This window comes from Serratia sp. CC22-02 (assembly GCF_900182895.1).
In the GTDB taxonomy this organism is placed as follows: Bacteria; Pseudomonadota; Gammaproteobacteria; order Enterobacterales; family Enterobacteriaceae; genus Serratia; species Serratia nevei.
Genome location: NZ_FXUD01000002.1, coordinates 350,470 through 376,202 on the forward strand (window position 1 = coordinate 350,470; position 25,733 = coordinate 376,202).

Here is a 25,733-nt window from a genome sequence, read left to right on the forward strand (position 1 = left end):
TGAATCGTCCGTCCGGTTGATTTTTTGAATGATAAAATAAGTTTTGTGTGATGGCCAGCAATCTGGGAGGGAAAGACTACTTTTTGGTGATATTTATCACAAAAAGGGAGGTTTTAATTTGCGATACAAAATAAATTTTTTACACTCGGCATGAGTGATACGTGCCAAGCATTGTTTCTAAAAAGGTAGTGAGAGATCCAAATAAACTACTAATAGGGTCCGTCCGCGGACAACATAGGGGGAAAAGGTGAACATTCTTAGTTATTTGCAAAAGGTGGGACGGGCGCTGATGGTGCCGGTCGCCACGCTGCCTGCCGCCGCCATCTTGATGGGCGTCGGGTACTGGATTGACCCTGTTGGTTGGGGCGGCGACAACGCGCTTGCCGCATTATTTATCAAATCCGGTTCAGCCATTATCGATCATATGGCCGTGCTGTTCGCCATCGGTGTGGCCTACGGCATGTCCAAAGACAAGGACGGCTCTGCCGCACTGACCGGCTTCGTCGGTTTCCTGGTGCTGACCACCCTCTGTTCACCGGCCGCCGTGTCGATGATTCAGAAGATCCCCCTCGACCAGGTGCCTGCCGCGTTCGGCAAAATTGAAAACCAGTTCGTCGGTATTCTGGTGGGTATCATCTCCGCCGAAGTGTACAACCGCTTCAGCGGCGTCGAGCTGCCTAAGGCGCTGTCGTTCTTCAGCGGCCGCCGTCTGGTGCCGATCCTCATTTCCTTCCTGATGATCCTGGTCGCTTACATCCTGATGTATGTCTGGCCAGTGGTGTTCGGCGCTCTGGTGAGCTTCGGCGAACACATCCAGAAATTGGGCTCCGTCGGCGCGGGCATCTATGCCTTCTTCAACCGTCTGCTGATCCCGGTCGGCCTGCACCACGCGCTGAACTCGGTGTTCTGGTTCGACGTGGCCGGCATCAACGATATCCCTAACTTCCTTGGCGGCCAGCAGTCGATCGAAGCCGGTAAAGCGGTCGTCGGCATCACCGGCCGTTATCAGGCGGGCTTCTTCCCGATCATGATGTTTGGTCTGCCGGGCGCAGCGCTGGCTATCTATCACTGCGCGCGCCCTGAGAATAAGGCGAAAGTGCTGGGGATCATGATGGCGGGGGCATTCGCTGCCTTCTTTACCGGCATCACCGAACCGCTGGAATTCTCCTTCATGTTTGTGGCGCCGGTGCTGTATGTGCTTCACGCGATCTTGACCGGGATTTCCGTCTTCATCGCCGCCAGCATGCACTGGATTGCCGGTTTCGGCTTCAGCGCCGGTTTGGTGGATATGGTGCTGTCGTCGCGCAACCCGTTGGCGACCCACTGGTACATGCTGATCCCGCAGGGGCTGGTGTTCTTCGTTATCTACTATGTGGTGTTCCGCTTCACCATCAATAAGTTCAACCTGATGACCCCGGGTCGCGAGCTGGCGGTTGCCGGTGACGAAACCGACGGTTATGACGTCAACGTCAACAGCAACGCCGGTAAAGACGAGAACGAAACTACCACGCTGGCCCGTCGCTACGTCGGCGCGATCGGCGGTTCCGACAACCTGACCGGCATCGATGCCTGCATCACTCGCCTGCGTTTGAACGTGAAAGACTCCGCGCTGGTGAACGACGCATTGGCGAAACGCCTCGGCGCATCCGGCGTTATCCGTCTGAACAAGCAGAGCGTGCAAGTGATCGTCGGCACCCGTGCTGAACTTATCGCCAGCGCAATGCGCAACGTGATTGCAGCCGGCCCGGTAGCGGCAGCGGCGGCCCCGGCGGCGGCTCCTGCTGCGGAAGCCAAACCGCAGGCGGTACCGAACGCACCGAAAGTCGCGTTTGAAACGCTGGTGGCGCCGGTGACCGGTGAAGTCGTGGCGCTCGATCAGGTGCCGGACGAAGCTTTCGCCAGCAAGGCGGTGGGTGACGGCCTGGCGATTCGCCCGACCGACAACATCGTCGTGGCGCCGGCGGACGGCACCGTGGTGAAAATCTTCAATACCAACCACGCGTTCTGCCTGGAAACCGACAAGGGCGCCGAGATCGTGGTGCACATGGGGATCGACACCGTCGCGCTGGAAGGCCAGGGCTTCAAACGCCTGGTGGAAGAGGGCGCGGAAGTGAAAGCCGGTCAACCGATTCTGGAACTGGATCTGGATTATCTGAACGCCAACGCGCGTTCGATGATAAGCCCGGTGGTGGTCAGCAACTCTGACGACTACGCCGGCCTGGCGGCGCTGGCCAGCGGCTCTGTCGTCGCCGGTCAGACCAAGCTGTACGAGATCCAAAAGTAAGGCCGTTTTTACCTGAGTAGTACCGGGGGCCGGCCAGGCATCATGGCGGAGTTTGCCCCGACTTGGCGGGAAGAGAGCGATCTCTTCCCGCTTTTTTTATTCCGTTTCGCCCCACGGCGGTGCGCTGCGCGCCGAGGGTGCAACGCGCCGCATTTTTCGTGAAACAAACGGTTGTTTCCAGACGTGGCTTGTTGGATCATAGGCGGTTATGTGTAGCGCTTTGCATTGAGGAACAGTGAAATGAGTGAGGCTGAAGCCCGCCCAACCAATTTTATCCGTCAGATCGTCGATGAAGATCTGGCGTCGGGGAAACACACGTCGGTACATACCCGCTTCCCGCCGGAGCCTAACGGCTATCTGCATATCGGCCACGCCAAGTCCATCTGCCTGAACTTCGGCATCGCCAAGGACTATCAGGGCCAGTGCAACCTGCGTTTCGATGACACCAACCCGGTGAAAGAAGACATCGAGTTCGTGGAGTCAATCAAGCACGACGTGGAGTGGCTGGGCTTTGAGTGGAGCGGCAACGTTCGTTACTCCTCAGACTATTTCGATCAGTTGCACCAGTATGCGGTTGAGCTGATCACCAAGGGCCTGGCCTACGTCGATGAGCTGTCGCCGGAGCAGATCCGTGAATATCGCGGCACCCTGACCGCGCCGGGCAAAGACAGCCCGTACCGCGGCCGCAGCGTGGAAGAGAACCTGGCGTTGTTCGAGAAGATGCGCAACGGCGAGTTCGCCGAAGGCGCCGCCTGCCTGCGCGCCAAGATCGATATGGCTTCGCCGTTTATCGTGATGCGCGATCCGGTGCTGTACCGCATCAAGTTCGCCGAACACCACCAGACCGGCAATAAATGGTGCATCTATCCGATGTACGATTTCACCCACTGCATTTCCGATGCGCTGGAAGGGATCACCCATTCGCTGTGCACCCTGGAATTCCAGGATAACCGCCGTCTGTATGACTGGGTGCTGGATAACATCACCATTCCTTGCCACCCGCGTCAGTACGAGTTTTCGCGTCTCAACCTCGAATACGCCATCATGTCGAAGCGAAAGCTGCACCAGCTGGTGGCCGAGAAGATCGTCGAAGGCTGGGACGATCCGCGTATGCCGACCGTCTCCGGTCTGCGCCGTCGCGGTTATACCGCCGCCTCGATTCGTGAGTTCTGCCTGCGCATCGGCGTGACCAAGCAAGACAACAACGTCGAGATGGTGGCGCTGGAATCCTGCATCCGCGACGATCTGAACGAGAACGCGCCGCGCGCCATGGCGGTGCTGGATCCGGTGAAAATCGTCATCGAGAACATGGGCGATGCGGTGGAAATGGTCACCATGCCTAACCACCCGAACAAACCGGAAATGGGCAGCCGAGATGTGCCGTTCAGCCGCGAGATCTATATCGATCGCGCCGACTTCCGCGAAGAAGCCAACAAGCAGTACAAGCGTCTGGTGCTGGGCAAGGAAGTGCGTCTGCGCAATGCGTACGTGATCAAGGCCGAGCGCGTCGAGAAGGACGAAGCGGGCGAGATCACCACCCTCTTCTGCAGCTACGATGCGGAAACGCTGAGCAAAGATCCTGCCGACGGCCGCAAGGTGAAGGGCGTGATCCACTGGGTGTCAGCGGCGCACGCGCTGCCGGCGGAAATTCGCCTGTACGATCGCCTGTTCAGCGTGCCTAATCCGGGCGCGGCGGAGGACTTCCTCTCCACCATCAACCCGGAATCGCTGGTCATCAAGCACGGCTTCGTCGAGCCGAGCCTGGCGGCTGCACAGCCGGAGAAAGCCTATCAGTTCGAGCGAGAAGGTTACTTCTGCGCCGACAACCGTCACTCGTCGGCCGAGCATCTGGTGTTTAACCGCACCGTCGGCCTGCGTGACACCTGGGCGAAAATCGAAGGCTAATCTTATTCGCCTCGAAAATTAATGAATCAGCGCGGCTTTAAGCCGCGCTTTTTTATGCCTGCGCTCAGCTCGCGATCTATTCCTCTCTCATTTTATCCGGGGTGCGTTTAATTAATGGCGACGCATTAACCCATTAGTTCTCTTATATTGGTCCTATTAGTCTTCATTTTTTCTTATATATTCGTGATGCGAATTAATTTCATTTGGAGAGCGCTCTCAATTTTTATCGTCTGACTGACGAATTTAGCCAGGCTGAAACCATTAATCGTCTCTGGTTGACCTTGTATCTCAATTTATTCTGATTTAATTGAATTTTTTATTCGACACCCTCTATGATCACCAGCGTAACAAATTCTCACTGATATGTGCTCCTTGTCATACTTTGACAAATCTCCCTCATTTTTCATTTGATAATTCGCGTCGCGAAAAATAGTCTGTCTGTAGCAATTAGTGCTGTGGGAATAACATCTCGTCGGCAATATTTTTTACCCGTTCGGGTTTTTTATTGGCAGTCGTGCAGGGCAGTGGTGAACACAGGCGGCTGCAACTTTTAAGTTAAGTCAAAGAGGAATTTCAATATGGGTACGCACGGTGCTCAGCGTAAAACGCTGGCGCTCGCAGTCGCGGGCGCGCTGTTGGGAACAGGGTTTGCCATGGCGCCTGAGGCGAAAGCCGCAGGGTTTATCGATGATTCCACGCTGACCGGCGGCATTTATTACTGGCAACGTGAGCGCGACCGTAAAGATCTTAATCCGGACAGCAAGGATTACAACCAATACACCACCAACCTGTCGCACTCCACCGCCAACCTGAGCCTGGATTTCGCTTCGGGCTACGCCTGGGACATGTTCGGTCTGGACGTCGGTGCCTTTACCGCCATCGAGCTGGCGGAATCCAGCGCCAGCGGCCACCCGAACGAGATCGCGTTCTCCTCGAAAAACCGTACCTACGACGAAGACTATTCCGGTGACAAAGGCGGCGTCAGCCTGTACAAAGCCGCCGCCAAATTCAAATACGGCCCGGTCTGGGCGCGCGCCGGCTATATTCAGCCGAGCGGCCAAACCCTGCTGGCGCCGCACTGGAGCTTTATGCCGGGCACCTATCAGGGGGCCGAAGCCGGCGCCAAGTTCGACTACGGCGACGCCGGTGCGTTGAGCTTCTCCTACATGTGGACCGATAAATACAAGGCGCCGTGGCATATCGAGATGGACGACTTCCGCCAGAACGATAAGAAAACGCGCGTCTCCTACCTGCACTCGCTGGGCGCCAAGTACGATTTCAAAAACGATCTGGTGCTGGAAGCCGCCTTCGGCCAGGCGCAGGGTTATGTGAATCAATACTTCACCAAGGCGTCTTACAAATTCGATGTGCTCGGCAACCCGCTGACCACCAGTTACCAGTTCTACGGTGCGGAAGACCGCATCAGCGACAAGAACGATCCGAACAGCATCTACGACGGCCTGGCCTGGCTGCAGGCGCTGACCTTCGGTTACACCACCGGGCAGTTCAACTGGCGTCTGGAAGGCACCATGGTCAAGGCGGAAGGCAACCAGGGCTTCTTCCTGCAGCGCATGACCCCGACCTACGCCTCGTCCAACGGTCGTCTGGACGTGTGGTGGGATAACCGCTCCGACTTTAACGCCAACGGTGAGAAAGCGGTGTACGCCGGCGTGATGTATGACCTCAGCAACTGGAACCTGCCGGGCATGGCGGTCGGCGGCTCCTACGTTTACGCCTGGGACGCCAAGCCGAGCACCAACCCGATCTACGATCAGAGCCAGCGCCTGAAGGAAAGCGCCTGGAGCCTGGACGCGATGTACACCATCCAGGAAGGGCGCGCCAAGGGCACCCTGATCAAGCTGCACTACACCCAGTATGACAACCACACCAACATCCCGAGCTGGGGCGGCGGTTACGGCAACATCTTCCAGGACGAGAAAGACGTCAAGTTCATGGTCATCGCGCCATTCACCATCTTCTGATGCGTTCCCCGGCCTCGCCGCCGGGGGCAGTTAAGGGAATTCAACGATGAAAAAAATCATGCTGATGTTGGCGGCCGCCGCGGCCTTGAGCGCCTGTGCGCAACCCGCCGCACCGCCGGAAGACGCCAAATTGAAGCAGGCTTACAGCGCCTGCATCAACACCGCCGAAGGTTCGCCGGAGCGTCTGCAACCCTGTAAGGCGGTGCTGAACGTGCTGAAACAAGAGAAGCAGCACCAGCAGTTCGCCGCGCAGGAAACGGTGCGGGTGATGGATTATCAGAACTGCATTATGGCGGTGCACAGCGGTAACGGTCAGGCTTACGACGCCAAGTGCGGCAAGCTGTGGCAAGAAATTCGCGATAACAATAATTAAGAAGGACAAGAACATGAACGCATTCAAACTGAGCGCATTAGCCGCGTTGACGGCAACGATGGGATTTCTGGGCGACATGGGAAACGCCATGGCCGATCAACAGCTGGTGGATCAGCTGAGCCAGCTGAAGCTGAACGTAAAAATGCTGGATAACCGCGCCGGCGAAAACGGCGTGGATTGCGCGGCGCTGGGCGCCGACTGGGCCTCATGCAACCGGGTGTTGTTCACCCTCAGCAACGACGGCCAGGCGATCGACGGTAAAGACTGGGTCATCTATTTCCACAGCCCGCGCCAGACCCTGCGGGTAGACAACGACCAGTTCAAGATTGCTCACCTCACCGGCGATCTGTACAAGCTGGAGCCGACCGCCAAATTCAGCGGCTTCCCGGCCGGTAAGGCGGTGGAAATCCCGGTGGTCGCCGAATATTGGCAGCTGTTCAGAAACGACTTCCTGCCGCGCTGGTATGCCACGTCCGGCGACGCCAAGCCGAAAATGCTGGCGAATACCGACACCGAAAACCTGGACCAGTTTGTGGCGCCGTTCACCGGCGACCAGTGGAAGCGCACCAAGGACGACAAAAACATTCTGATGACGCCGGCTTCGCGCTTTGTCAGCAATGCCGATCTGCAGACGCTGCCTGCCGGCGCGCTGCGCGGCCAGATCGTGCCGACGCCGATGCAGGTGAAGGTTCACGCGCAGGACGTCGATTTGCGCAAAGGGGTATCGCCGGATCTAAGCACGCTGGTCAAGCCGGCGGCGGACGTCGTCAACCAGCGCTTCGCGCTGCTGGGCGTGCCGGTTCAGGCCAACGGCTATCCGATCAAGACCGACATCCAGCCGGGCAAGTTTAAAGGCGCGATGGCGGTGCCGGGCGCCTATGAGCTGAAAATCGGCAAGAAAGAGGCGCGGGTGATCGGCTTCGATCAGGCCGGGGTGTTCTACGGGCTGCAGTCGATCCTGTCGTTAGTGCCGAGCGACGGCAGCGGCAAGATCGCCACGCTGGACGCCAGCGATGCGCCACGCTTCCAGTATCGCGGCATTTTCCTCGACGTAGCGCGCAACTTCCATAAGAAGGACGCGGTGCTGCGCCTGCTGGATCAGATGGCGGCCTACAAGCTCAACAAATTCCACTTCCACCTGAGCGATGACGAAGGCTGGCGCATCGAGATCCCCGGTTTGCCTGAGCTGACGGAGGTCGGCGGCCAGCGCTGCCACGATCTGAGCGAAACCTCCTGCCTGCTGCCGCAGTACGGCCAGGGGCCGGAAGTCTACGGCGGCTTCTTCAGCCGTCAGGACTATATCGACATCATCAAATACGCCCAGGCGCGCCAGATTGAGGTGATCCCGGAGATCGACATGCCGGCACACGCCCGCGCCGCGGTGGTCTCGATGGAAGCGCGCTATAAAAAGCTGCATGCCGCCGGGAAAGAGCAGGAGGCCAACGAATTCCGCCTGGTGGATCCGACCGATACCTCCAACACCACCTCCGTGCAGTTCTTTAACCGCCAGAGCTACCTGAACCCGTGCCTGGATTCTTCCCAGCGCTTTGTCGACAAGGTGATCGGCGAGATCGCCCAGATGCATAAAGAGGCCGGCCAGCCGATTAAGACCTGGCACTTCGGCGGCGACGAAGCGAAAAACATTCGCCTGGGCGCCGGCTACACCGACAAGGCGAAACCGGAGCCGGGCAAAGGCATCATCGATCAGAGCAACGAAGACAAACCGTGGGCCAAGTCGCAGGTGTGCCAGACGATGATCAAAGAAGGCAAGGTGGCCGACATGGAGCACCTGCCGAGCTACTTCGGCCAAGAGGTCAGCAAGCTGGTGAAGGCGCACGGCATCGACAGAATGCAGGCCTGGCAGGATGGCCTGAAAGACGCCGAGAACGCGAAGGCGTTCGCCACCTCGCGCGTGGGCGTCAACTTCTGGGATACCCTGTACTGGGGCGGTTTCGATAGCGTCAACGACTGGGCCAACAAAGGGTATGAAGTGGTGGTTTCCAACCCGGACTACGTCTACATGGACTTCCCTTACGAGGTGAACCCGGACGAGCGCGGTTACTACTGGGGCACCCGCTTCAGCGACGAGCGCAAGGTGTTCAGCTTCGCGCCGGATAACATGCCGCAGAACGCGGAAACTTCAGTCGACCGCGACGGCAACCACTTCAACGCCAAGAGCGATAAGCCGTGGCCGGGCGCCTACGGGCTGTCCGCTCAGCTGTGGAGCGAAACCCAGCGCACCGATCCGCAGATGGAATACATGATTTTCCCACGCGCGCTGTCGGTGGCTGAACGCGCCTGGCACCGCGCCGGTTGGGAGCAGGACTACCGCGCCGGCCGCGAATACAAAGGCGGGGAAACCCACTTTGTCGATACCAAGACGCTGGAGAAAGACTGGCTGCGCTTCGCCAATATCCTGGGGCAGCGTGAACTGGCCAAGCTGGACAAAGGTGGCGTCGCTTACCGTCTGCCGGTGCCGGGCGCACGCGTAGCGGGCGGCAAGCTGGAGGCGAATATCGCGCTGCCGGGATTGGGCATCGAGTACTCCACCGACGGCGGCAAGCAGTGGCAGCGCTATGACGCCAAGGCCAAGCCTGCGGTGTCCGGTGAGGTGCAGGTGCGTTCGGTTAGCCCGGACGGCAAGCGCTACAGCCGCGCCGAGAAGGTCTAAGCCCGGTGCAACGGCCTGCTGCCCTGGCGGCGGCCGTATAACGAAGGGGGAATGCGTTCGCCCGCGCGTGTCGGCGTAGGGCGGACGTTGTAGTGAGAGTAGTACGTGGAGTAGCAGTGCCGCTGCAATTGTGATATTTCATGACATGATTTTCCCCCGGCTTGTCCGGGGATTTTTTTGCCCTTTGCACGGCAGGCATAAAAAAACCGCCTCGGTGTGAGGCGGTTTTTCATAGCCGGTCAGGCTTATTTCTTGTCGTGCAGCGTTTCGTCTTCGCGACAGTCACCGGTTTCACAGTGGCCGTACAGGTACAGGCTGTGGTTGGTGAGCTTGATGCCGTGCTGCTTGGCGATGTCACGCTGCCGCACTTCGATGGATTCGTCGCTGAATTCGATCACTTTGCCGCAGTCCAGGCAAATCAGGTGATCGTGGTGATGCTGTTGGGTCAGCTCGAACACGGACTTGCCGCCTTCGAAATTGTGACGTGTCACAATGCCCGCATCGTCAAACTGGTTCAGTACGCGATAAACCGTTGCCAGCCCGATCTCTTCGCCCATATCAATCAGTTTTTTGTACAAATCTTCCGCACTGACGTGATGGCATTCCGGATTTTGCAGTACTTCCAGGATTTTGAGTCGCGGAAGCGTGACTTTTAAGCCGGCCTTCTTCAATGCGATGTTGTTGTCGGTCATGCGAATTCAGTCCTGTTACTATGCTAATCAAGTTGAGGCGTACTCGCCTGTGGCATCGGTCGGCACAAAGAGTTAATGCGTCTCATTATAGAACCGGTTGTACTAAATGGAAACCGCCGGTTGTTAACAAAGATATAATTGCACTATTGCATGTTTTGCATGCAACGCCTTGATGGATGGGATAAACCGATATCTCAGTCTACCGTGACGGGGTGGGAAGTTACAAATCTGTAGCTTCTATCGCAGCAATCCCTGCTGCCGATGACGGCCCTGTGGGCACACTATGCACTTTACAGGGCCTTTGTTCAACCTTTCGCCAGTACCGGGGCTTAGCCGACGATATCGGCCAGGCTCAGCTCTTCGACGATTTGTTTGACCCAGGCGTCCACGCGCTCGTTGGTCAGCTCAGGCTGACGGTCTTCGTCGATCGCCAGACCGATGAAGTGATCGTCGTCCGCCAGGCCTTTGGAGGCCTCGAAGTGGTAGCCTTTGGTCGGCCAGTGGCCCACGATGGCCGCGCCGCGCGGTTCGATGATGTCGCGGATGGTGCCCATCGCGTCACAGAAGTATTCCGCGTAGTCTTCCTGGTCGCCGCAGCCGAACAGCGCCACCAGTTTGCCGTTGAAGTCGACTTCTTCCAGCGTCGGGAAGAAATCATCCCAGTCACACTGCGCTTCACCGTAGTACCAGGTCGGGATACCCAGCAGCAGGATATCGAACCCTTCCAGGTCTTCTTTGCTGCTTTTAGCGATGTCATGCACTTCAGAGACGTCGTCGCCAAACTGTTTCTGGAGAATTTTCTGGATCATTTTGGCAATGTTTTCGGTATTGCCAGTGTCGCTGCCAAAGAAAATGCCTACAGTAGCCATATCGCGTATAACCTTTAAATTCAAGTAATTGCATTACTCGACGCCGACACTGCCGCCGCTGACGCCGATTAAAATGATGCCATGGCAAGAGCCTTTCGCCTCCAGGGCGGGCGCCGACAGGCGCAGTCTCTTACCGGTAAATGCGTATCATGCCAGAAAGTGGCGCCGGGGTTTTATCGCATTTATGCGATGCCGGAGAATGAAGAAAAGCGTGGTCGATCCGGCGTTGTCCTTAACGCCGCGCCGCGCGTGCGGCCGAAGAGATCAATGTTCCGGCTGTTCTTCCGCCAGTTGTGCCAACAGCATCTGCTCGATGAGTTCGCTGCGGCTGATGTTGCGCTGTTCCGCCAGTTTGTTCAGGGCGTCCACCGCATCCGCGTTGATTTTCAGCTCTACGCGCCGCAATCCACGCACTTTATCGCGCCGTAACTGATTGCGCTTATTGATTCTAAGCTGTTCATCGCGGGAAAGCGGGTTGGTTTTCGGGCGCCCCGGACGGCGTTCATCTGCGAACAGATCCAGCGTCGTGCGATCCGTTTGTTCTTTTGCCATAGGTAGCGGTACTGCAAGGGAGTTTGCATCAAAAAGCGCTCGCACGCTTCCGGAGGCATCGGTTAACACACTTCGGGCCAATAAACCCTAACCCAAATTCACCCCCGAACCGGCGTTCGCGAACGCGCTGGCGCGGTGGCAAAATTATAGCGCGCCATATTACCCCAGCAGATGGAGCGACGACAATGCCTAACTGCGGGCTAAACGCGCTAAGCCGTTATCTTTAGCGCGTTTTTTCGCCAGGTGAGTGCGTTTTTCAGGCTTCGTCGAGGAAACGGTGAATGGCGCGCAGCACCGCTTCCGGTTTTTCGGCGTGCACCCAATGGCCGGTGCCGGCGACGACGTGCGCGCGGGCCTGCGGGAACTGGCGGGCGATGTCCGCACGGTAGCTGTCCTGCACGTACGGCGACAGGCCGCCGCGAATGAACAGGGTCGGATGCGGCCAGGCCGGGACTTCCTGCCAGCCGGTGATGTCTTCGTAGCGGTCGATCAGCACCGGCAGGTTGAAGCGCCATTCGCCGTTGTGGAAGGACTTCAGCAGGAACTGGATCACGCCTTCTTCCTGCAGGTAGTCGCGCATCAGCTGGGCGGCCGCCTGGCGCTGGGTGATGCCGGCGGCGCTGACGGCCTTCAGCGCGGCGAAGATCTCGTCGTGGCGGCGGGTCTGGTAATTCACCGGCGCGACGTCGATGACGATCAGCCTGGCGACGCGCTCGGGCGCGATGGCGGTGAGCGCCATCGCCGCTTTGCCGCCCATCGAATGGCCGATGACGATCGCTTTTTCCAGCTGCAGTTCGTCGAGCAGCGCCAGCAGATCCTGCGCCATGGCGGGGTAGTTCATGTCGTCGGCGCGCGGGGAGAGGCCGTGGTTGCGCAGATCGACCTTGATCACCGTGTGCTGTTTATGCAGATCGCGCGCCAGCACGCCCAGGTTGTCCAGATTGCCGAACAGCCCGTGGATCAGCAGCACCGGCAGCGCGTCTGACTCGGCGGCCAGCAGTTGATAATGTAATTTCATGGCGAAGTTCATACTGAGAGAGATTCAGATTAGGGTATCATGATTGAATCGCACGATGAATCATGCGGAATTTTCGCGGCGCGGGCTTGGCAGTGCCGGCTATAGGTATTAGTCTGCATTTTCCGTCCGGAGGCACATTGTTGTGTTCGCCCCAGCGCTTTTAACCTTATAATCCCATGGCTTGAATGCAGGATCTGGCTTCAGGTTCTAAGTAGAAAAAACAGTATTGGATAAAGATGAAAACTATTGAAGTCGACGAAGAGCTTTACCGTTATATTGCCAGCCACACGCAACACATCGGTGAAAGCGCGTCCGATATTTTACGCCGCATGTTGAAATTCACCGCCGGGCAACCGGTGCGCGCGTTGCCTGCCACCAGTGCGCCGCAGTCCGTCGAGCTGGAAAAAACGGCGCCGGCGCAGCGTCCGCGCGATCGCGTGCGCGCCATGCGCGAGCTGCTGTTGTCGGATGAATATGCCGAGCAGAACAAAGCGGTCAACCGTTTCATGCTGGTGCTGTCCACGCTGTATACCCTCGATGCCGCCGGTTTCGCCGCCGCCACCGAGGCGTTGACCGGCCGTACCCGCACCTATTTCGCCGGCGATCAGCAGACCCTGCTGGCCAACGGCACGCATACCAAGCCGAAGCATGTACCGGGCACCCCTTACTGGGTGATCACCAATACCAATACCGGCCGCAAACGCAGCATGATCGAACACATCATGCAGGCCATGCAGTTCCCGGCGGAACTGATCGAGAAAGTTTGCGGTACCGTCTAATTTAGCGAACAGCCCGTCATGATGGCCGTGCGCGACGTATTTGCCCGGTCACCGACAGGGATGAGGGAGATATGTCGATGGCGAATAATCCACGTGCCGGGCAGCCCGCCCGCCAAAGCGATCTGATCAACGTAGCCCAGCTGACGTCGCAGTACTATGTGCTGCAACCGGAAGCCGGCAATCCCGCACATGCGGTGAAGTTTGGCACCTCCGGCCACCGCGGCAGCGCGCAGCGCCACAGCTTCAACGAAGCGCACATCCTCGCCATCGCTCAGGCGATCGCCGAAGTTCGTCATCAGCAGGGCACCACCGGCCCGTGCTACGTGGGCAAAGACACCCATGCGCTGTCCGAGCCGGCCTTCATTTCCGTGCTGGAAGTGCTGACCGCCAACGGCGTCGATGTGATCGTGCAGGAAAACAACGGCTTCACGCCAACGCCGGCGGTATCGCACGCCATTCTGTGCCACAACCGCCGCGGCGGCGCGCAGGCCGACGGCATCGTTATTACGCCGTCCCATAACCCACCGGAAGACGGCGGCATCAAGTACAACCCGCCGAACGGCGGCCCGGCCGACACCAACCTGACGTCGGTGATCGAAAAGCGCGCCAACGAACTGCTGGCGCAACAGTTGAAAGGCGTTCAGCGCCAGTCGCTGGACAAGGCCTGGAACAGCGGCCACCTGCACGCCAAAGACCTGGTGCAGCCTTATGTCGAAGGCCTGGTTGAGGTGGTCGACATGCCGGCCATCCAACGCGCCGGCCTGAAACTGGGCGTGGATCCGCTTGGCGGTTCCGGCATCGCCTATTGGCAGCGCGTGGCGGAGCACTACAAGCTGGATCTGACGCTGGTGAACGATTCCATCGATCAGACCTTCCGCTTTATGCACCTGGACCACGACGGCATCATCCGCATGGACTGTTCGTCCGAGTCGGCGATGGCCGGCCTGCTGGCACTGCGCGACAAATTCGATCTGGCGTTCGCCAACGATCCGGATTACGACCGCCATGGCATCGTCACGCCGAAGGGCCTGATGAACCCGAACCACTATCTGGCGGTAGCCATCAACTACCTGTTCCAGCATCGCCCACAGTGGGGCGCCGATGTCGCAGTCGGTAAAACGCTGGTGTCCAGCGCGATGATCGACCGCGTGGTGGCCGACCTGGGCCGCAAGCTGGTGGAAGTGCCGGTCGGCTTCAAGTGGTTCGTGGACGGCCTGTTCGACGGCAGCCTGGGCTTCGGCGGCGAAGAGAGCGCCGGGGCCTCGTTCCTGCGCTTCAACGGCAAACCGTGGTCGACGGACAAAGACGGTATCATCATGTGCCTGCTGGCGGCTGAAATCACCGCGGTAACCGGTGAAAACCCGCAGCATCACTATGACGATCTGGCCAAACGCTTCGGTGCGCCAAGCTACAACCGCATCCAGGCGCCAGCGACTGCGGCGCAAAAAGCGGCGCTGTCCAAGCTGTCGCCGGAGATGGTCAAGGCCAATACCCTGGCGGGCGACCCGATCACCGCCCGTCTGACTGCGGCACCGGGCAACGGCGCGTCGATTGGCGGCCTGAAAGTGATGACCGACAACGGCTGGTTCGCGGCCCGTCCTTCCGGTACCGAAGACGCATACAAGATCTACTGCGAGAGCTTCCTCGGGGCGGAACACCGCGAGAAAATCGAGCACGAAGCGGTCGAGATCGTCAGCGAAGTGCTGGCCTCCGCCAAGTAATCGCTTTTCTTGATTGATAAAAAGCGCTGTTTTTACAGCGCTTTTTTTATGCCTGCAATTTAGATATATCTTTTTACCGGCGCACGCTTGCGCATTTAGATATATCGATCTAGATTAGCGTCATCGACGCTGTTTAGATATATCTAAACAACCTCGTATTGATGTTCACTGTTAAAGCGAGGTATCACCCTATGTTTCATCGATTAGGTTTACACCGGCATCACCACCATCATGAATGCGAAGAGGGCCGCCGTCATCGCGGTGGACGCCATCACTTCGGCGGCGAAGGCGAAGAGCACGGCCGGGGTGGGCGCGGCGGCCGGGGCGGGCGTCACCGTCTGTTCGAGCACGGCGATCTGCGTCTGGTACTGCTGGCGCTGGTGGCGCGCAAGCCCAGCCACGGCTATGAGCTGATCAAGGCGATTGAGGAGGCGTCATCCGGCCTGTACGTGCCGAGCCCGGGGGTGATTTACCCCACGCTGACGCTGCTGGAAGAGCAGGATTTCCTTGAGCCGCTCACCACCGGCAACGGCCGCAAAAGCTACCGCATCACCGCCGCGGGCGAGGGCGAGCTGCAAAAGCATCAACAGGTGGTTGACGTCATTCTGGCGCGTCTGGCGGGCGCCGGCCGCGAGCATCATCGGCACGGCAATCTGGCGGAAGGCATCTACGACGCCATGAACCGCCTGCGCAGCCTGCTGCGCGGCAACGTGATGCGCGCCGATCTCACGCCGCAGCAGGTGGAGCGCATCAACGCCGCGTTGCTGACCGCCGTGGCGGCGATCGAAAGCGAAATGCATATTCAACCCACGCAGCAGGAGAAGAACTGATGCCCGGCCACCGTTTTACTATTACCGTTGAAGCCCTGAGCGATCGCCAGGGCAATCCCGTCGAGAAAGCGCCGCTGAGTTTTGAAGTGACCAACCACGACGATATTCTCGATATCGTCGAACGCATCCGGGCGCGTGACGATCTGAACTTCGGCCCCGAGCAGAGCGCGGCCTTCGCCGTAGGCTTGAAGCTGTTCTCCGAAGTGATGATCGAAAACCGCAAACACCCGGTGTTCGCTCCGCTGCGCGATGCGTTTAAAGAATTTATGGTCGGATTGAAGAAGGGGCCGGCGGCGTAAAGGCGCGGCAAACCGCGCCCGCCGGGGTTAAGGCATGAAGCGATAGCCGACGCCGGTTTCGGTCAGCAGGTGTTTGGGCCGGGCCGGATCGGCTTCGAGCTTCTGCCGCAGGTGGCCCATGTAGATGCGCAGATAGTGGCTGTGCTCCACGTAGTTCGGCCCCCAGACGTGGCTCAACAGTTGGCGTTGGGTGATCACTTTGCCGGCGTTGGCCAGCAGCTCCGCCAACAGGCGAAACTCGATCGGCGTCAGATGCAGATCTTCGTCGTTGCGCAGTACCCGGCGATTCACCAGATCGACGGTGATTTCCGAAAAGCTTATCAGCGGGCTTTCCTGTTGGCTGGCGGAGTGGCGACGCAGTGCGACCCGTACCCGCGCCAGCAGCTCGCCGATGCCGAACGGTTTGCTGAGGTAGTCGTCGGCGCCGGCGTCCAGCGCGGCGATTTTGTCCTCTTCGGCGTTGCGCGCCGACAGCACGATCACCGGAATGGCGCTCCACTGCCGCAGATCGCGGATGTAGCTCAGCCCGTCGCCGTCCGGCAAGCCCAAATCAAGAATGATCAGATCCGGTTTGCGCGTGCCGGCTTCAATCAACCCACGCTGCAGCGTTTCACTTTCAAATACCCGCAGGCCTTCGCTCTCCAGTGCGGTGCGCACGAAGCGGCGGATCTCTTTTTCATCTTCAACAATCAGAATGTTGGTTGGCGTTATGCTCACGTTTCCCCTGCGTTGATTACAGATCGAAGGCGTCGCCGTCGATCTCGGGCGGTTTTTCCAGCGGCAGCACGAAGCGGAAGCTGGCGCCGCCGTTGGCGCCGTTTTCCGCCCAGATGCGGCCATCATGCACTTCAATAATGGCACGGCAAATCGCTAACCCCAAGCCGACGCCGGGGATTGCCGACTCTTTATTGCCGCGTGAAAACTTGTCGAAAATCAGCTGCAGCTGATCGGCGGGGATGCCGGGGCCGTTATCCCAGACCTCGACTTCCAGCCACTCGGGCAGCGTGCGGGCGCGAATGCCGATGGTGGCCTCGGCGCCGGCGTATTTATTGGCGTTTTCCAACAGGTTGGTGAACACCCGCTCCAGCAGGCTGCCGTCGCAGTTGACCAGGATCTGTTCCGGCGGCAGTTCGACCACGATAGGATGCTGGCTGAGCAGCGGCTCCAGCATGTGCAGCGAGGCGCCGACGATCTCTTCCAGCGACTGCCACTCTTTGCGCAGGCTGAAACCGCCGGACTGGATGCGCGCCATATCCAGCAGGTTGTTCACCAGCCGGGTGGTGCTCAGCACCTGCTGGCGGATCTGGCTGGCCTGGGTGGCGTGATTGGAGCCTTCGGCCGCCAGGTCCAGAGTGAGAATTTCCGCCTGGCCGAACAGCACGGTCAGCGGCGTGCGCAGATCGTGCGACAGCGCCGCCAGCAACGAGTTGCGCAGCTGTTCGCGCTCGGCGTCCAGCTTGGCTTCTTCGGCGCTGCGCGCCAGGTGCAGCCGCTCCAGCGCACTGGCGATCAGCACCGCGAAGGTCTGCAGCAGCCGCTGCTGTTCCGGCACCATCAGCTGGCGCAGGTTGTTGGGTTCGATCGCCAGCAGGCCGAAGGTCTGCTTGGGGGTATTGAGCGGCAGCAGCTGGTAAGGCACGCCGGGCAGGGTGTCGGTGCCGGCGCCGGCCGGCAGGCCTTTGTCGAAGCTCCAGCGCGCGATGGCCTCGTCTACCGACAGCAGCCCGCCTTCCTCGCCGACCATCTGTTGCAGGCGGCCGTCTTCCTGCGGCAGCAGCAGCACGGTTTTCGCCTGGAAACTGCTGGAGAGGAAGTGGCGGCTGGTGTTGGCGATGTCGGCCACGGTCAGCGCGCGGCTCAGCCCGCGCGACATTTCGTACAGGTGGCGCGCCCGCTGCTCGCGGTAGCGCGCCACCCGGGCCTGATAACGCACCCCGGCGGTCAGGTTGCCGATGATGATGCCGACGGCGAGCATCACGCCGAAGGTCAGCAGATACTGCATGTCGCTGACGGCGAACGACCATTCGGGCTGGACGAAGAACAGATCGAAACTGGCGACGTTGATCACCGCCGCCAGCACCGACGGCCAGCGGCCGAAGAACAGCGCGACGATCGCCACGCCGAGCAGATAAACCATCACCAGGTTGGCCTGATCGAAGCCCGGCAGCAGCCACTGCGAGAGCAGGGTAATCAGCGCGCACAGCGCCACCGCGACCACGCAACCGCGCAGCTGCATGCGCCATTTATCATTGAAGCTGCGGCCGTCGTGCTCCTTGCCCGGCGGCGGTTGTGCGGTGTCGCTCTCCAGCGCCACGATCACCAGATCGAGATCCGGGCCCAGCCGGCCGAGGCGATCGGCGAAGCTGCCGCGCAGCTTCCAGCGCTGCTCGCTGCGGCGGCCGATGATGATTTTGCCGAGGTTATGCTCGCGGGCATAGCGCAGCACCGCGCGCTCTTCGGACGGATCGGCCAGCGTGGCGGTTTCTGCCCCCAGTTCCTGCGCCAGCCGCAGCGCGCGCAGAATGGCGCGGCGCTGGTTTTCCGGCAGCCGGTGCAGCTTGGGGGTTTCCACATAGACCGCATGCCAGTGGCAGCCGAGCCGCGCCGCCAGCCGGGCGGCGATGCGCACCAGCTTTTCGTTGCCGCTGTTGTGGCCGACGCACAGCAGAATGCTGTCGCGGGTGTGCCACACTTTCTCGCGCCCCTGGGTGTCGCGAAACTCGCGCATCTGGTCATCGACCCGATCGGCGGTGCGGCGCAGCGCCAGCTCGCGCAGGGCGATCAGGTTGCCTTTGCGGAAGAAGTGCTCGATGGCGCGCTCGGCCTGGCCGGGAATATACACTTTGCCTTCGTGCAGCCGCCGGCGCAGATCGTCCGGTGGCAGATCGACCAGCACCACTTCGCTGGCCTCGTCAAACACGTGGTCGGGCACCGTTTCACGCACCCGCACGCCGGTCACGCCGCCCACTACGTCGTTCAGGCTTTCCAGATGCTGTACGTTGACGGTTGTCAGCACGTCGATGCCGGCATCCAGCAGCTCTTCCACATCCTGCCAGCGTTTGGGGTGGCGCGAACCGTGAGCGTTGCTGTGCGCCAGTTCATCCATCAGCACCAGCGCCGGGTGGCGCGCCAGCGCGGCGTCGAGATCGAATTCATGCACCAGCCGGCCGCGATGCTGGATGCGTTTTTGCGGCAGCAGCGTCAGGCCGTCGAGCAGGGCGGCGGTCTCGCTGCGGCCGTGGGTTTCCACCACGCCGACCAGCACGTCCAGCCCCTGAGCGCGCAAACGCTGGGCTTCCTGCAGCATGGCGTAGGTTTTGCCGACGCCGGCGCAGGCGCCGAAGAATACTTTCAATCGGCCGCGCGGTTTTTCATTGGCCATCGCCAGCAGGCTATCGGGATCGGGGCGCTGCTGCTCTTCTTCGACCATGACAATTCCTTGTGTTACCAAGCAAAAAGGGGTTCGGCATGCCGAACCCTATCACTATGCTGAATACGGCGTGTTACTTCAACGCATCCAACGCCAGGTTCAGCTTCAGTACGTTCACCACCGATTCCCCCATGAAGTTGGGCGTGGCCCGATCGGTGTTATCTTCGATCAGTTTGGCGATCTGTTCCGGCGGCAGATGCCGCGCCGCCGCGACTCGTGCCAGCTGATACTGTGCGGCGGCGATCGAGATCTGCGGATCCAACCCGCTGCCGGAGGCGGTCAGCAGATCGACCGGGATCGGGCCGCTCATCGCAGGGTTGGCCTGGCGCAGCTGCGCTGCGCGCTCGGCGATAGCCTTATCCAGTGCCGGGTTGGTGGCCGCCAGGTTGCTGCCGGCAGAGGCCAGTGGATTATAGGCCGAATCGCCGGTGGCCGATGGGCGGCCCCAGAAATAGTCGGCGCGCGTGAAGTTCTGGCCGATCAGCGCGGAGCCGACCGCCTTGTCGCCCCGGTACAGCAGCGAACCGTTGGCCGCACCCGGAAACAGCAGCTGCGCCAGCCCGGTGGTCAGCAGCGGATAGGCGATGCCGGTGATCAGCGTCAGCAGGATCAGCATCACCAGCGCAGGTCGTAAATAAGTCATGTTCATTTCCCTCAATGGTTAACCGGCGACGTGCAGCGCGACCAGGATCAGGTCGATCAGTTTGATGCCGACGAACGGCACCAGCAGGCCGCCGACCCCGTACAGCCACAGGTTGCGGCGCAGCAGGGCCGCGGCGCTCATCGGTTTGTAGCTCACCCCTTTCAGCGCCAGCGGGATCAGGAACACGATCACCAGGGCGTTGAAGATCACCGCCGACATGATGGCGGAGGCCGGGGAATGCAGATGCATCACGTTCAGTGCGTTCAACTGTGGATAGGTGGCCGCGAATGCCGCCGGAATGATGGCGAAGTATTTGGCCACGTCGTTGGCGATGCTGAAGGTGGTCAGCGAGCCGCGCGTCATCAGCATCTGTTTGCCGATGTGCACCACTTCGATCAGCTTGGTCGGGTTGGAATCCAGATCGACCATGTTGCCCGCCTCTTTGGCGGCCTGGGTGCCGGAGTTCATCGCCACCGCCACATCGGCCTGCGCCAGCGCCGGGGCGTCGTTGGTGCCGTCGCCGGTCATCGCCACCAGGCGGCCTTCCGCCTGGTACTGGCGGATCAGCGCCAGCTTGGCTTCCGGCGTGGCTTCCGACAGGAAGTCGTCCACCCCGGCTTCGGCGGCGATCGCCGCCGCGGTCAGCGGGTTATCGCCGGTGATCATCACCGTTTTGATGCCCATCTTGCGCAGCTCATTGAAGCGTTCCTTGATGCCGCCCTTGACGATATCCTTCAGCGCCACCACGCCCAGCACTCGGGCGCCTTCCGCCACCACCAGCGGTGTACCGCCGGTGCGCGCCACGCTTTCCACCAGATCGTCCACCGCCCGCGGGAAGTGCCCCTGATTGGATTCGACGTGACGGCGAATGGCATCCACTGCGCCTTTGCGGATCATGCGCTCCTGCACGTTGACGCCGCTCATGCGGGTCTGGGCGGAGAAGGGCACGAAGGTGGCGTTCAGCGCCTGCAGATCGCGTTCGCGCAGGTTGAATCGCTGTTTGGCCAACACCACGATGCTGCGGCCTTCCGGCGTTTCGTCCGCCAGCGAGGCCAGCTGCGCGGCATCCGCCAGCTCTTGCTCTTTCACGCCCGGTGCCGGCAGGAACTCCGAAGCCTGGCGGTTGCCCAGCGTGATGGTGCCGGTTTTATCCAGCAGCAGCACGTCCACATCGCCGGCGGCTTCCACCGCGCGGCCGCTGGTGGCGATCACGTTGGCGCCGAGCATGCGGCTCATCCCGGCCACGCCGATGGCGGACAGCAGGCCACCGATGGTGGTGGGGATCAGACAGACCAGCAGCGCGACCAGCACGGTGATGGTGACCACGCTGCCGCTGCCGGCCGCTTCCACGCTGTATTGCGAGAACGGGAACAGGGTGGCGGTGGCCAGGACGAACACGATGGTCAGCGCCACCAGCAGGATAGTCAGTGCGATCTCGTTCGGCGTTTTGCGGCGTTTGGCGCCTTCCACCATGGCGATCATGCGATCGAGGAAGGTTTCCCCCGGGTTGACGCTGCACTGCACCACCAGCCAGTCGGACAGCACGCGGGTGCCGCCGGTGACCGAGGAGAAGTCGCCGCCGGACTCGCGGATCACCGGCGCGGACTCACCGGTGATGGCGCTTTCATCTACCGAGGCGCCGCCTTCCAGCACTTCGCCGTCGCACGGGATGGTGTCGCCGGCTTCCACCAGCACGATATCGCCCTTGCGCAGGCTGTCGGCGGCCACTTTCTCCGTGGCGCCGTCGCGGCGCGGGCCGGCCACTTTCTCCGTGGCGCCGTCGCGGCGCGGGCCGGCCAGTTTTTTCGCCCAGCTGGTTTTCTTGGTGCCCTTCAGGCTTTCCGCCTGGGCCTTGCTACGCCCTTCGGCCAGCGCTTCCGCGAAGTTGGCGAACAGCACGGTGAACCACAGCCACAGGGAGACGCTGCCGGTAAAGGCGGCGGCGCCGTCGGTTTGGCCGGTGAGGATCGCCAGCCAGATGGCGGTGGTCAGAACGCTGCCGATATACACCACGAACATCACCGGGTTGCGCCATTGAACGCGAGGGTCCAGTTTTTTCACCGCATCGATCAGCGCGGTGCGCACCAGGGCCGGTTCAAACAGCGCGCGTTGTTTGCGAGTCATCTCTTATTCTCTCTCTGTGACGTCGGTTAGTTTGCCAACCAAAGCTGCAAATGCTCGGCCACCGGGCCCAGCGCCAGCGCCGGCACGAAGGTCAGCGCGCCCACCAGCAACACGGTGCCGATCAGCAGGCCGATAAACAGTGGCCCATAGGTCGGCAGGGTGCCGTTGCCCGCCGGTTGGCGTTGTTTGGCGCTCAGCGAACCGGCGATCGCCAGCACCGGCAGGATCGCCCCGAAGCGGCCGACAAACATGGCGAAGGCCAACAGCAGGTTGTAGAACGGCGTATTGACGCTCAACCCGGCGAAGGCGCTGCCGTTGTTGTTGGCGGCGGAGGACAGGGCGTACAGCACTTCGCTGAAGCCGTGGGCACCCGGGTTGAGGATGCCGGCGCGGCCCGCATCGGTGCCGATGGCCAGCGCGCTGCCCAGCAACACCAGCGTCGGCGTGACCAGGATCGCCAGCGCGGTCATCTTCATGTCGTAAACGTCGACTTTCTTGCCCAGATATTCCGGGGTGCGGCCGATCATCAGACCGGCGATAAACACCGTCAGCAGCACGAACAGCAGCATGCCGTACAGGCCGGAGCCGACGCCGCCGAACACCACCTCACCGATCTGCATCAGCCACATCGGCACCATGCCACCCAGCGCGGTGAAGGAGTCGTGCATGGCGTTAACCGCCCCGCAGGACGCGGCGGTGGTCACCACCGAGAACAGGCTGGTGGCAAGAATGCCGAAGCGCGACTCTTTGCCTTCCATATTGATGTTGCTGTCGGCGCCCAGCGCGCTCAGGTGCGGGTTGCCTGCCAGTTCGGCGTACATCACCACCACCACCGCCACCACGAAGATCAGCGCCATCGCCCAGATCAGCGCATGGCCCTGGCGGTTTTCACCGGCCAACTGGCCGAAGGAGAAGCACAGCGCGCAGGGGATCAGGAAGATGGCCAGCATCTGGACGAAGTTGGTCAGCACGGTTGGGTTCTCGAACGGGTGCGCCGAGTTGGCGCCGAAGAAGCCGCCGCCGTTGGTGCCGAGCATCTTGATCGCTTCCTGCGAGGCCACCGGCCCCATCGGCAGCGTCTGCTGCGCGCCTTCGAGCGTGGTGACGTGCAGGTAAGGCAGGAGGTTTTGCAGCGTGCCCTGGCTGACGAAGAACAGGGCGATCAGCAGCGCGATCGGCAGCAGCACATACAGCGTGATGCGGAACAGATCGGCCCAGGCGTTGCCGACGGTCTTGCCGGCGCGGCGGGTAAAGGCACGGATCAGCGCAAAGGCCACGGCGATGCCGGTGGAGGCGGAGACGAAGTTCTGCACTGCCAGCCCGGCCATCTGGCTGAAATAGCTGAGGGCGCTTTCGCCGCTGTAGGCCTGCCAGTTGGTGTTGGTGACGAAGCTGACGGCGGTGTTAAGCGCCAGATCCCAGGAGAGGCCCGGGAAGCCTTGCGGGTTGAGCGGCAGCGAGCCCTGCGTCATCAGCAGGGCGAACAACAGCGCCAGGCCGAGCAGGTTGAACGCCAGGATCGCCAGCGCGTACTGCCACCAGTTCATCTCGGTGGCGCGGATGCCGCAGGCGCGCCAGACGCCGGCTTCTACCCCGCGCAGCGCAGGCAGCGGCTCACCTTCGATCAGGCGCGCCATAAAGCCGCCCAGCGGCCGGGCCAGCAGCAGAAGCACCAGCAGGAAGCTGGCGATCAGTAAAAAGGCTGAAGCCGCCATCAGAAATCCTCCGCGTTAAACAGGGCGTAGACCAAATAGGCCAACAGCAGCAGAACCAACAGCGCACCACCAATAACGCTGAAACTCACGGGACACCTCCAGAGGTGTTGTTTTTGATAGAGGCAGTGTAGGGAGAGGGGTAGAAAGAAGATGAAAAAATCGCGCGGGCGGGTGTAAAAAAAGTATAAAAATGGCTGAAATTTCAGCGGAAATTCAGCGCTTCAACTATCAGGCCGGTGGAGAGATTGCCCCTGATGGGGCAGGGCGAACGGGCGTAAGCGGGAAATAACCACCCGGATAATAACCACAATGTAACCCATGGTAAGTTAAAAATTAACTTGGCTGTAACAAAATTACGGATCGCTGCGGCGATTAGCGATTTTTTGTGCGATTTAGTGGTCGGATGAGTAGTAAACTTTCATCAAGTGCGCTAAAATTTTGCTCAGTTACCAAATTACCGATTGTTCATTTGATACGCCGACGCCGTTTTCCCTGACAAATCAACGGCAGGCGTTTTTAAGGAGGTTCGCATGTCTACTACCTATCACGCTTATTCATTGCATCGGATTCTCCTGCGCCGCAGCGCAGTGGTTATCGCGGGCATTTTGGCCCTGCCGGTGATGCTGTTCCGCAGCGATCGCGGGCGTTTTTACAGCTACCTGCACCGCGTCTGGTCAAAAACCAGCGATAAGCCGGTCTGGCTGCAGCAGGCGGAACTGGCGTCCTGCGATTTCTACTGAGCCACTGTCGATTCACGAAAAACCCTCGCCCTGCGGCGGGGGTTTTTTTATGCCTATAGCCGCCTCTATCAAGCGCAAGGTCGTATTCGGCAAGCCATTCTTCTACACTTTCCTCATCGGCCAACAACACGGGAGAGCGGTATGAGTGACAAGATCCCTATCGGCATCAGCGCCTGTTTACTGGGCGAGACGGTGCGTTTCGACGGCGGCCACAAGCGGCTGGCCTTTGCGGTGGAACAGTTGGCGCCCTATGTGCGCTTTGAGCCCGTTTGCCCGGAAATGGCGATCGGCCTGCCCACGCCGCGCCCGGCGCTGCGCCTGGTGAAGCAGGCGCAGCCGTGGCCGGCGATGCGCTACAGCAACGACGCCGGCGTGGATCTGACCGAGGAGATGCGCAGCTTCTCCGTGCAGCGCGTGGCGGCCTTGCAGCATCTGTGCGGCTATATCGTCTGCGCCAAGTCACCGAGCTGCGGCCTGGAGCGGGTGCGGGTCTACAGCGAAAACGGCAAGGATTCGCGTAAAAACGGCGTCGGTCTGTTTACCGCCGAACTGCTGCGCCAGATGCCGTGGCTGCCGGTCGAAGAGGATGGACGATTGCAGGACGCGGCACTGCGGGAAAACTTCATTGAACGGGTGTATGCGCTGTACGAGCTGAACATGCTGTGGCGTCAGGGGCTGACCCGCGGCGGGCTGATCGCGTTTCACAGCCGCTATAAGCTGTCGCTGCTGGCGCATTCGCAGCCGGCGTATCGCGAGCTGGGGCGCTTCGTCGCCGATATTCACCGCTGGGACTCGCTGGAGGCCTTCGCCGTGGAATACCGTAGCCGCCTGATGGCGCTGTTGGCGCACAAGGCAACGCGCCGCAACCACACCAATGTGTTGATGCACGTGCAGGGCTATTTTCGCCGTCAGCTCAGTACGGCGCAGCGCCAGGAGCTGGCGCACCTGATCGACCGCTACCGGCAGGGCATGCAGCCGCTGTTGGCGCCGATTGCGCTGCTCAAACATTACATGGCGGAATACCCCGATCGCTATCTGGCGGAACAACGCTATTTCGAACCTTATCCGGAGGCGCTGCGTTTGCGTTACGGCCATTGATTGACAAG

21 protein-coding genes are annotated in these 25,733 nt (G+C 60.4%); 11 read left to right on the forward strand and 10 right to left on the reverse strand.

The annotated features are described in order from the left end of the window. The first annotated feature begins 247 nt into the window (after positions 1-247). From nagE to QOL81_RS08510, 5 genes are all read left to right on the forward strand, one after another. On the forward strand, positions 248-2,284 hold the full coding sequence (gene nagE, locus QOL81_RS08490; protein ID WP_060423598.1) for an N-acetylglucosamine-specific PTS transporter subunit IIBC: 2,037 nt from the start codon (positions 248-250) through the stop codon (positions 2,282-2,284). 240 nt (positions 2,285-2,524) lie between these two features. Beyond that, positions 2,525-4,189, forward strand: a complete 1,665-nt coding sequence (glnS, locus tag QOL81_RS08495) for a glutamine--tRNA ligase (protein WP_147839425.1) — start codon at positions 2,525-2,527, stop codon at positions 4,187-4,189. 578 nt (positions 4,190-4,767) lie between these two features. Next, on the forward strand, positions 4,768-6,171 hold the full coding sequence (gene chiP, locus QOL81_RS08500; RefSeq protein WP_038877490.1) for a chitoporin ChiP: 1,404 nt from the start codon (positions 4,768-4,770) through the stop codon (positions 6,169-6,171). 46 nt (positions 6,172-6,217) lie between these two features. Beyond that, complete coding sequence (chiQ, locus tag QOL81_RS08505) at positions 6,218-6,544, forward strand: ChiQ/YbfN family lipoprotein (RefSeq protein WP_004939944.1); 327 nt, start codon at positions 6,218-6,220, stop codon at positions 6,542-6,544. 13 nt (positions 6,545-6,557) lie between these two features. After that, positions 6,558-9,215, forward strand: a complete 2,658-nt coding sequence (locus QOL81_RS08510) for a beta-N-acetylhexosaminidase (protein WP_283439776.1) — start codon at positions 6,558-6,560, stop codon at positions 9,213-9,215. Positions 9,216-9,460: 245 nt separating this feature from the next. On the opposite strand, the gene fur is transcribed toward QOL81_RS08510, so the two are convergent. The 4 genes from fur to ybfF all read right to left on the reverse strand — a co-directional run bounded on the left by fur (position 9,461) and on the right by ybfF (position 12,358). Beyond that, a complete protein-coding gene (gene fur, locus QOL81_RS08515; protein WP_019454058.1) occupies positions 9,461-9,907 on the reverse strand; it encodes a ferric iron uptake transcriptional regulator in 447 nt (148 codons plus the stop codon). 329 nt (positions 9,908-10,236) lie between these two features. Beyond that, positions 10,237-10,776, reverse strand: coding sequence for a flavodoxin FldA (gene fldA, locus QOL81_RS08520; RefSeq protein WP_025301862.1), 540 nt, complete (start codon positions 10,774-10,776; stop codon positions 10,237-10,239). A gap of 264 nt (positions 10,777-11,040) precedes the next feature. Then, positions 11,041-11,328, reverse strand: a complete 288-nt coding sequence (gene ybfE, locus QOL81_RS08525) for a LexA regulated protein (protein ID WP_004939936.1) — start codon at positions 11,326-11,328, stop codon at positions 11,041-11,043. A gap of 256 nt (positions 11,329-11,584) precedes the next feature. Continuing rightward, the gene (ybfF, locus tag QOL81_RS08530) at positions 11,585-12,358 is read right to left on the reverse strand and encodes an esterase (protein WP_283439777.1); all 774 of its coding nucleotides are present in this window, start codon (positions 12,356-12,358) and stop codon (positions 11,585-11,587) included. A 224-nt stretch (positions 12,359-12,582) separates the two neighbouring features. Between ybfF and seqA the strand changes: the two genes are divergently transcribed. From seqA to QOL81_RS08550, 4 genes are all read left to right on the forward strand, one after another. Continuing rightward, positions 12,583-13,125, forward strand: coding sequence for a replication initiation negative regulator SeqA (gene seqA, locus QOL81_RS08535; protein WP_283439778.1), 543 nt, complete (start codon positions 12,583-12,585; stop codon positions 13,123-13,125). Between the two features lie 77 nt (positions 13,126-13,202). After that, the gene (gene pgm, locus QOL81_RS08540) at positions 13,203-14,846 is read left to right on the forward strand and encodes a phosphoglucomutase (alpha-D-glucose-1,6-bisphosphate-dependent) (protein ID WP_055311938.1); all 1,644 of its coding nucleotides are present in this window, start codon (positions 13,203-13,205) and stop codon (positions 14,844-14,846) included. A gap of 191 nt (positions 14,847-15,037) precedes the next feature. Further along, a complete protein-coding gene (locus QOL81_RS08545; RefSeq protein ID WP_060423604.1) occupies positions 15,038-15,676 on the forward strand; it encodes a PadR family transcriptional regulator in 639 nt (212 codons plus the stop codon). Then, positions 15,676-15,975, forward strand: coding sequence for a DUF3861 domain-containing protein (locus tag QOL81_RS08550; protein WP_038877504.1), 300 nt, complete (start codon positions 15,676-15,678; stop codon positions 15,973-15,975). Before QOL81_RS08545 ends, QOL81_RS08550 begins: the two co-directional genes overlap by 1 nt. A gap of 27 nt (positions 15,976-16,002) precedes the next feature. Here the strand turns inward: QOL81_RS08550 and kdpE are convergent, their stop codons facing one another. From kdpE to QOL81_RS08580, 6 genes are all read right to left on the reverse strand, one after another. Continuing rightward, positions 16,003-16,692: a two-component system response regulator KdpE gene (kdpE, locus tag QOL81_RS08555; protein WP_038877506.1), complete on the reverse strand. Its 690-nt coding sequence runs from the start codon at positions 16,690-16,692 to the stop codon at positions 16,003-16,005. Between the two features lie 16 nt (positions 16,693-16,708). Next, on the reverse strand, positions 16,709-19,405 hold the full coding sequence (kdpD, locus tag QOL81_RS08560; RefSeq protein ID WP_087763325.1) for a two-component system sensor histidine kinase KdpD: 2,697 nt from the start codon (positions 19,403-19,405) through the stop codon (positions 16,709-16,711). Positions 19,406-19,478: 73 nt separating this feature from the next. Then, positions 19,479-20,048: a potassium-transporting ATPase subunit KdpC gene (kdpC, locus tag QOL81_RS08565; protein WP_055311935.1), complete on the reverse strand. Its 570-nt coding sequence runs from the start codon at positions 20,046-20,048 to the stop codon at positions 19,479-19,481. A gap of 18 nt (positions 20,049-20,066) precedes the next feature. Continuing rightward, positions 20,067-22,172 (reverse strand): potassium-transporting ATPase subunit KdpB, encoded by a 2,106-nt coding sequence (gene kdpB / locus QOL81_RS08570; protein ID WP_283439779.1) that lies wholly within the window; start codon positions 22,170-22,172, stop codon positions 20,067-20,069. 26 nt (positions 22,173-22,198) lie between these two features. Beyond that, positions 22,199-23,887 (reverse strand): potassium-transporting ATPase subunit KdpA, encoded by a 1,689-nt coding sequence (gene kdpA / locus QOL81_RS08575; protein ID WP_283439780.1) that lies wholly within the window; start codon positions 23,885-23,887, stop codon positions 22,199-22,201. Then, positions 23,887-23,976, reverse strand: coding sequence for a K(+)-transporting ATPase subunit F (locus QOL81_RS08580; protein WP_016928742.1), 90 nt, complete (start codon positions 23,974-23,976; stop codon positions 23,887-23,889). The genes kdpA and QOL81_RS08580 overlap by 1 nt, the downstream gene beginning before the upstream one ends. Positions 23,977-24,417: 441 nt before the next feature. Here QOL81_RS08580 and QOL81_RS08585 point away from each other — a divergent pair, with 441 nt between their 5' ends. Beyond that, positions 24,418-24,627, forward strand: a complete 210-nt coding sequence (locus tag QOL81_RS08585) for a YbfA family protein (protein WP_004939916.1) — start codon at positions 24,418-24,420, stop codon at positions 24,625-24,627. Positions 24,628-24,768: 141 nt separating this feature from the next. Further along, positions 24,769-25,725, forward strand: a complete 957-nt coding sequence (locus QOL81_RS08590) for a YbgA family protein (protein ID WP_159317748.1) — start codon at positions 24,769-24,771, stop codon at positions 25,723-25,725. Positions 25,726-25,733 lie beyond the last annotated feature (8 nt).

Coding starts and splice junctions, on each gene's coding strand:
- glnS (WP_147839425.1), top strand. CDS start 2,525: ATGAGTGAGGCTGAAGCCCGCCCAACCAATTTTATCCGTCAGATCGTC.
- chiP (WP_038877490.1), top strand. CDS start 4,768: ATGGGTACGCACGGTGCTCAGCGTAAAACGCTGGCGCTCGCAGTCGCG.
- chiQ (WP_004939944.1), top strand. CDS start 6,218: ATGAAAAAAATCATGCTGATGTTGGCGGCCGCCGCGGCCTTGAGCGCC.
- QOL81_RS08510 (WP_283439776.1), top strand. CDS start 6,558: ATGAACGCATTCAAACTGAGCGCATTAGCCGCGTTGACGGCAACGATG.
- fur (WP_019454058.1), bottom strand. CDS start 9,907: ATGACCGACAACAACATCGCATTGAAGAAGGCCGGCTTAAAAGTCACG.
- fldA (WP_025301862.1), bottom strand. CDS start 10,776: ATGGCTACTGTAGGCATTTTCTTTGGCAGCGACACTGGCAATACCGAA.
- ybfE (WP_004939936.1), bottom strand. CDS start 11,328: ATGGCAAAAGAACAAACGGATCGCACGACGCTGGATCTGTTCGCAGAT.
- ybfF (WP_283439777.1), bottom strand. CDS start 12,358: ATGAACTTCGCCATGAAATTACATTATCAACTGCTGGCCGCCGAGTCA.
- seqA (WP_283439778.1), top strand. CDS start 12,583: ATGAAAACTATTGAAGTCGACGAAGAGCTTTACCGTTATATTGCCAGC.
- pgm (WP_055311938.1), top strand. CDS start 13,203: ATGGCGAATAATCCACGTGCCGGGCAGCCCGCCCGCCAAAGCGATCTG.
- QOL81_RS08545 (WP_060423604.1), top strand. CDS start 15,038: ATGTTTCATCGATTAGGTTTACACCGGCATCACCACCATCATGAATGC.
- QOL81_RS08550 (WP_038877504.1), top strand. CDS start 15,676: ATGCCCGGCCACCGTTTTACTATTACCGTTGAAGCCCTGAGCGATCGC.
- kdpD (WP_087763325.1), bottom strand. CDS start 19,405: ATGGTCGAAGAAGAGCAGCAGCGCCCCGATCCCGATAGCCTGCTGGCG.
- kdpC (WP_055311935.1), bottom strand. CDS start 20,048: ATGACTTATTTACGACCTGCGCTGGTGATGCTGATCCTGCTGACGCTG.
- kdpB (WP_283439779.1), bottom strand. CDS start 22,172: ATGACTCGCAAACAACGCGCGCTGTTTGAACCGGCCCTGGTGCGCACC.
- kdpA (WP_283439780.1), bottom strand. CDS start 23,887: ATGGCGGCTTCAGCCTTTTTACTGATCGCCAGCTTCCTGCTGGTGCTT.
- QOL81_RS08585 (WP_004939916.1), top strand. CDS start 24,418: ATGTCTACTACCTATCACGCTTATTCATTGCATCGGATTCTCCTGCGC.
- QOL81_RS08590 (WP_159317748.1), top strand. CDS start 24,769: ATGAGTGACAAGATCCCTATCGGCATCAGCGCCTGTTTACTGGGCGAG.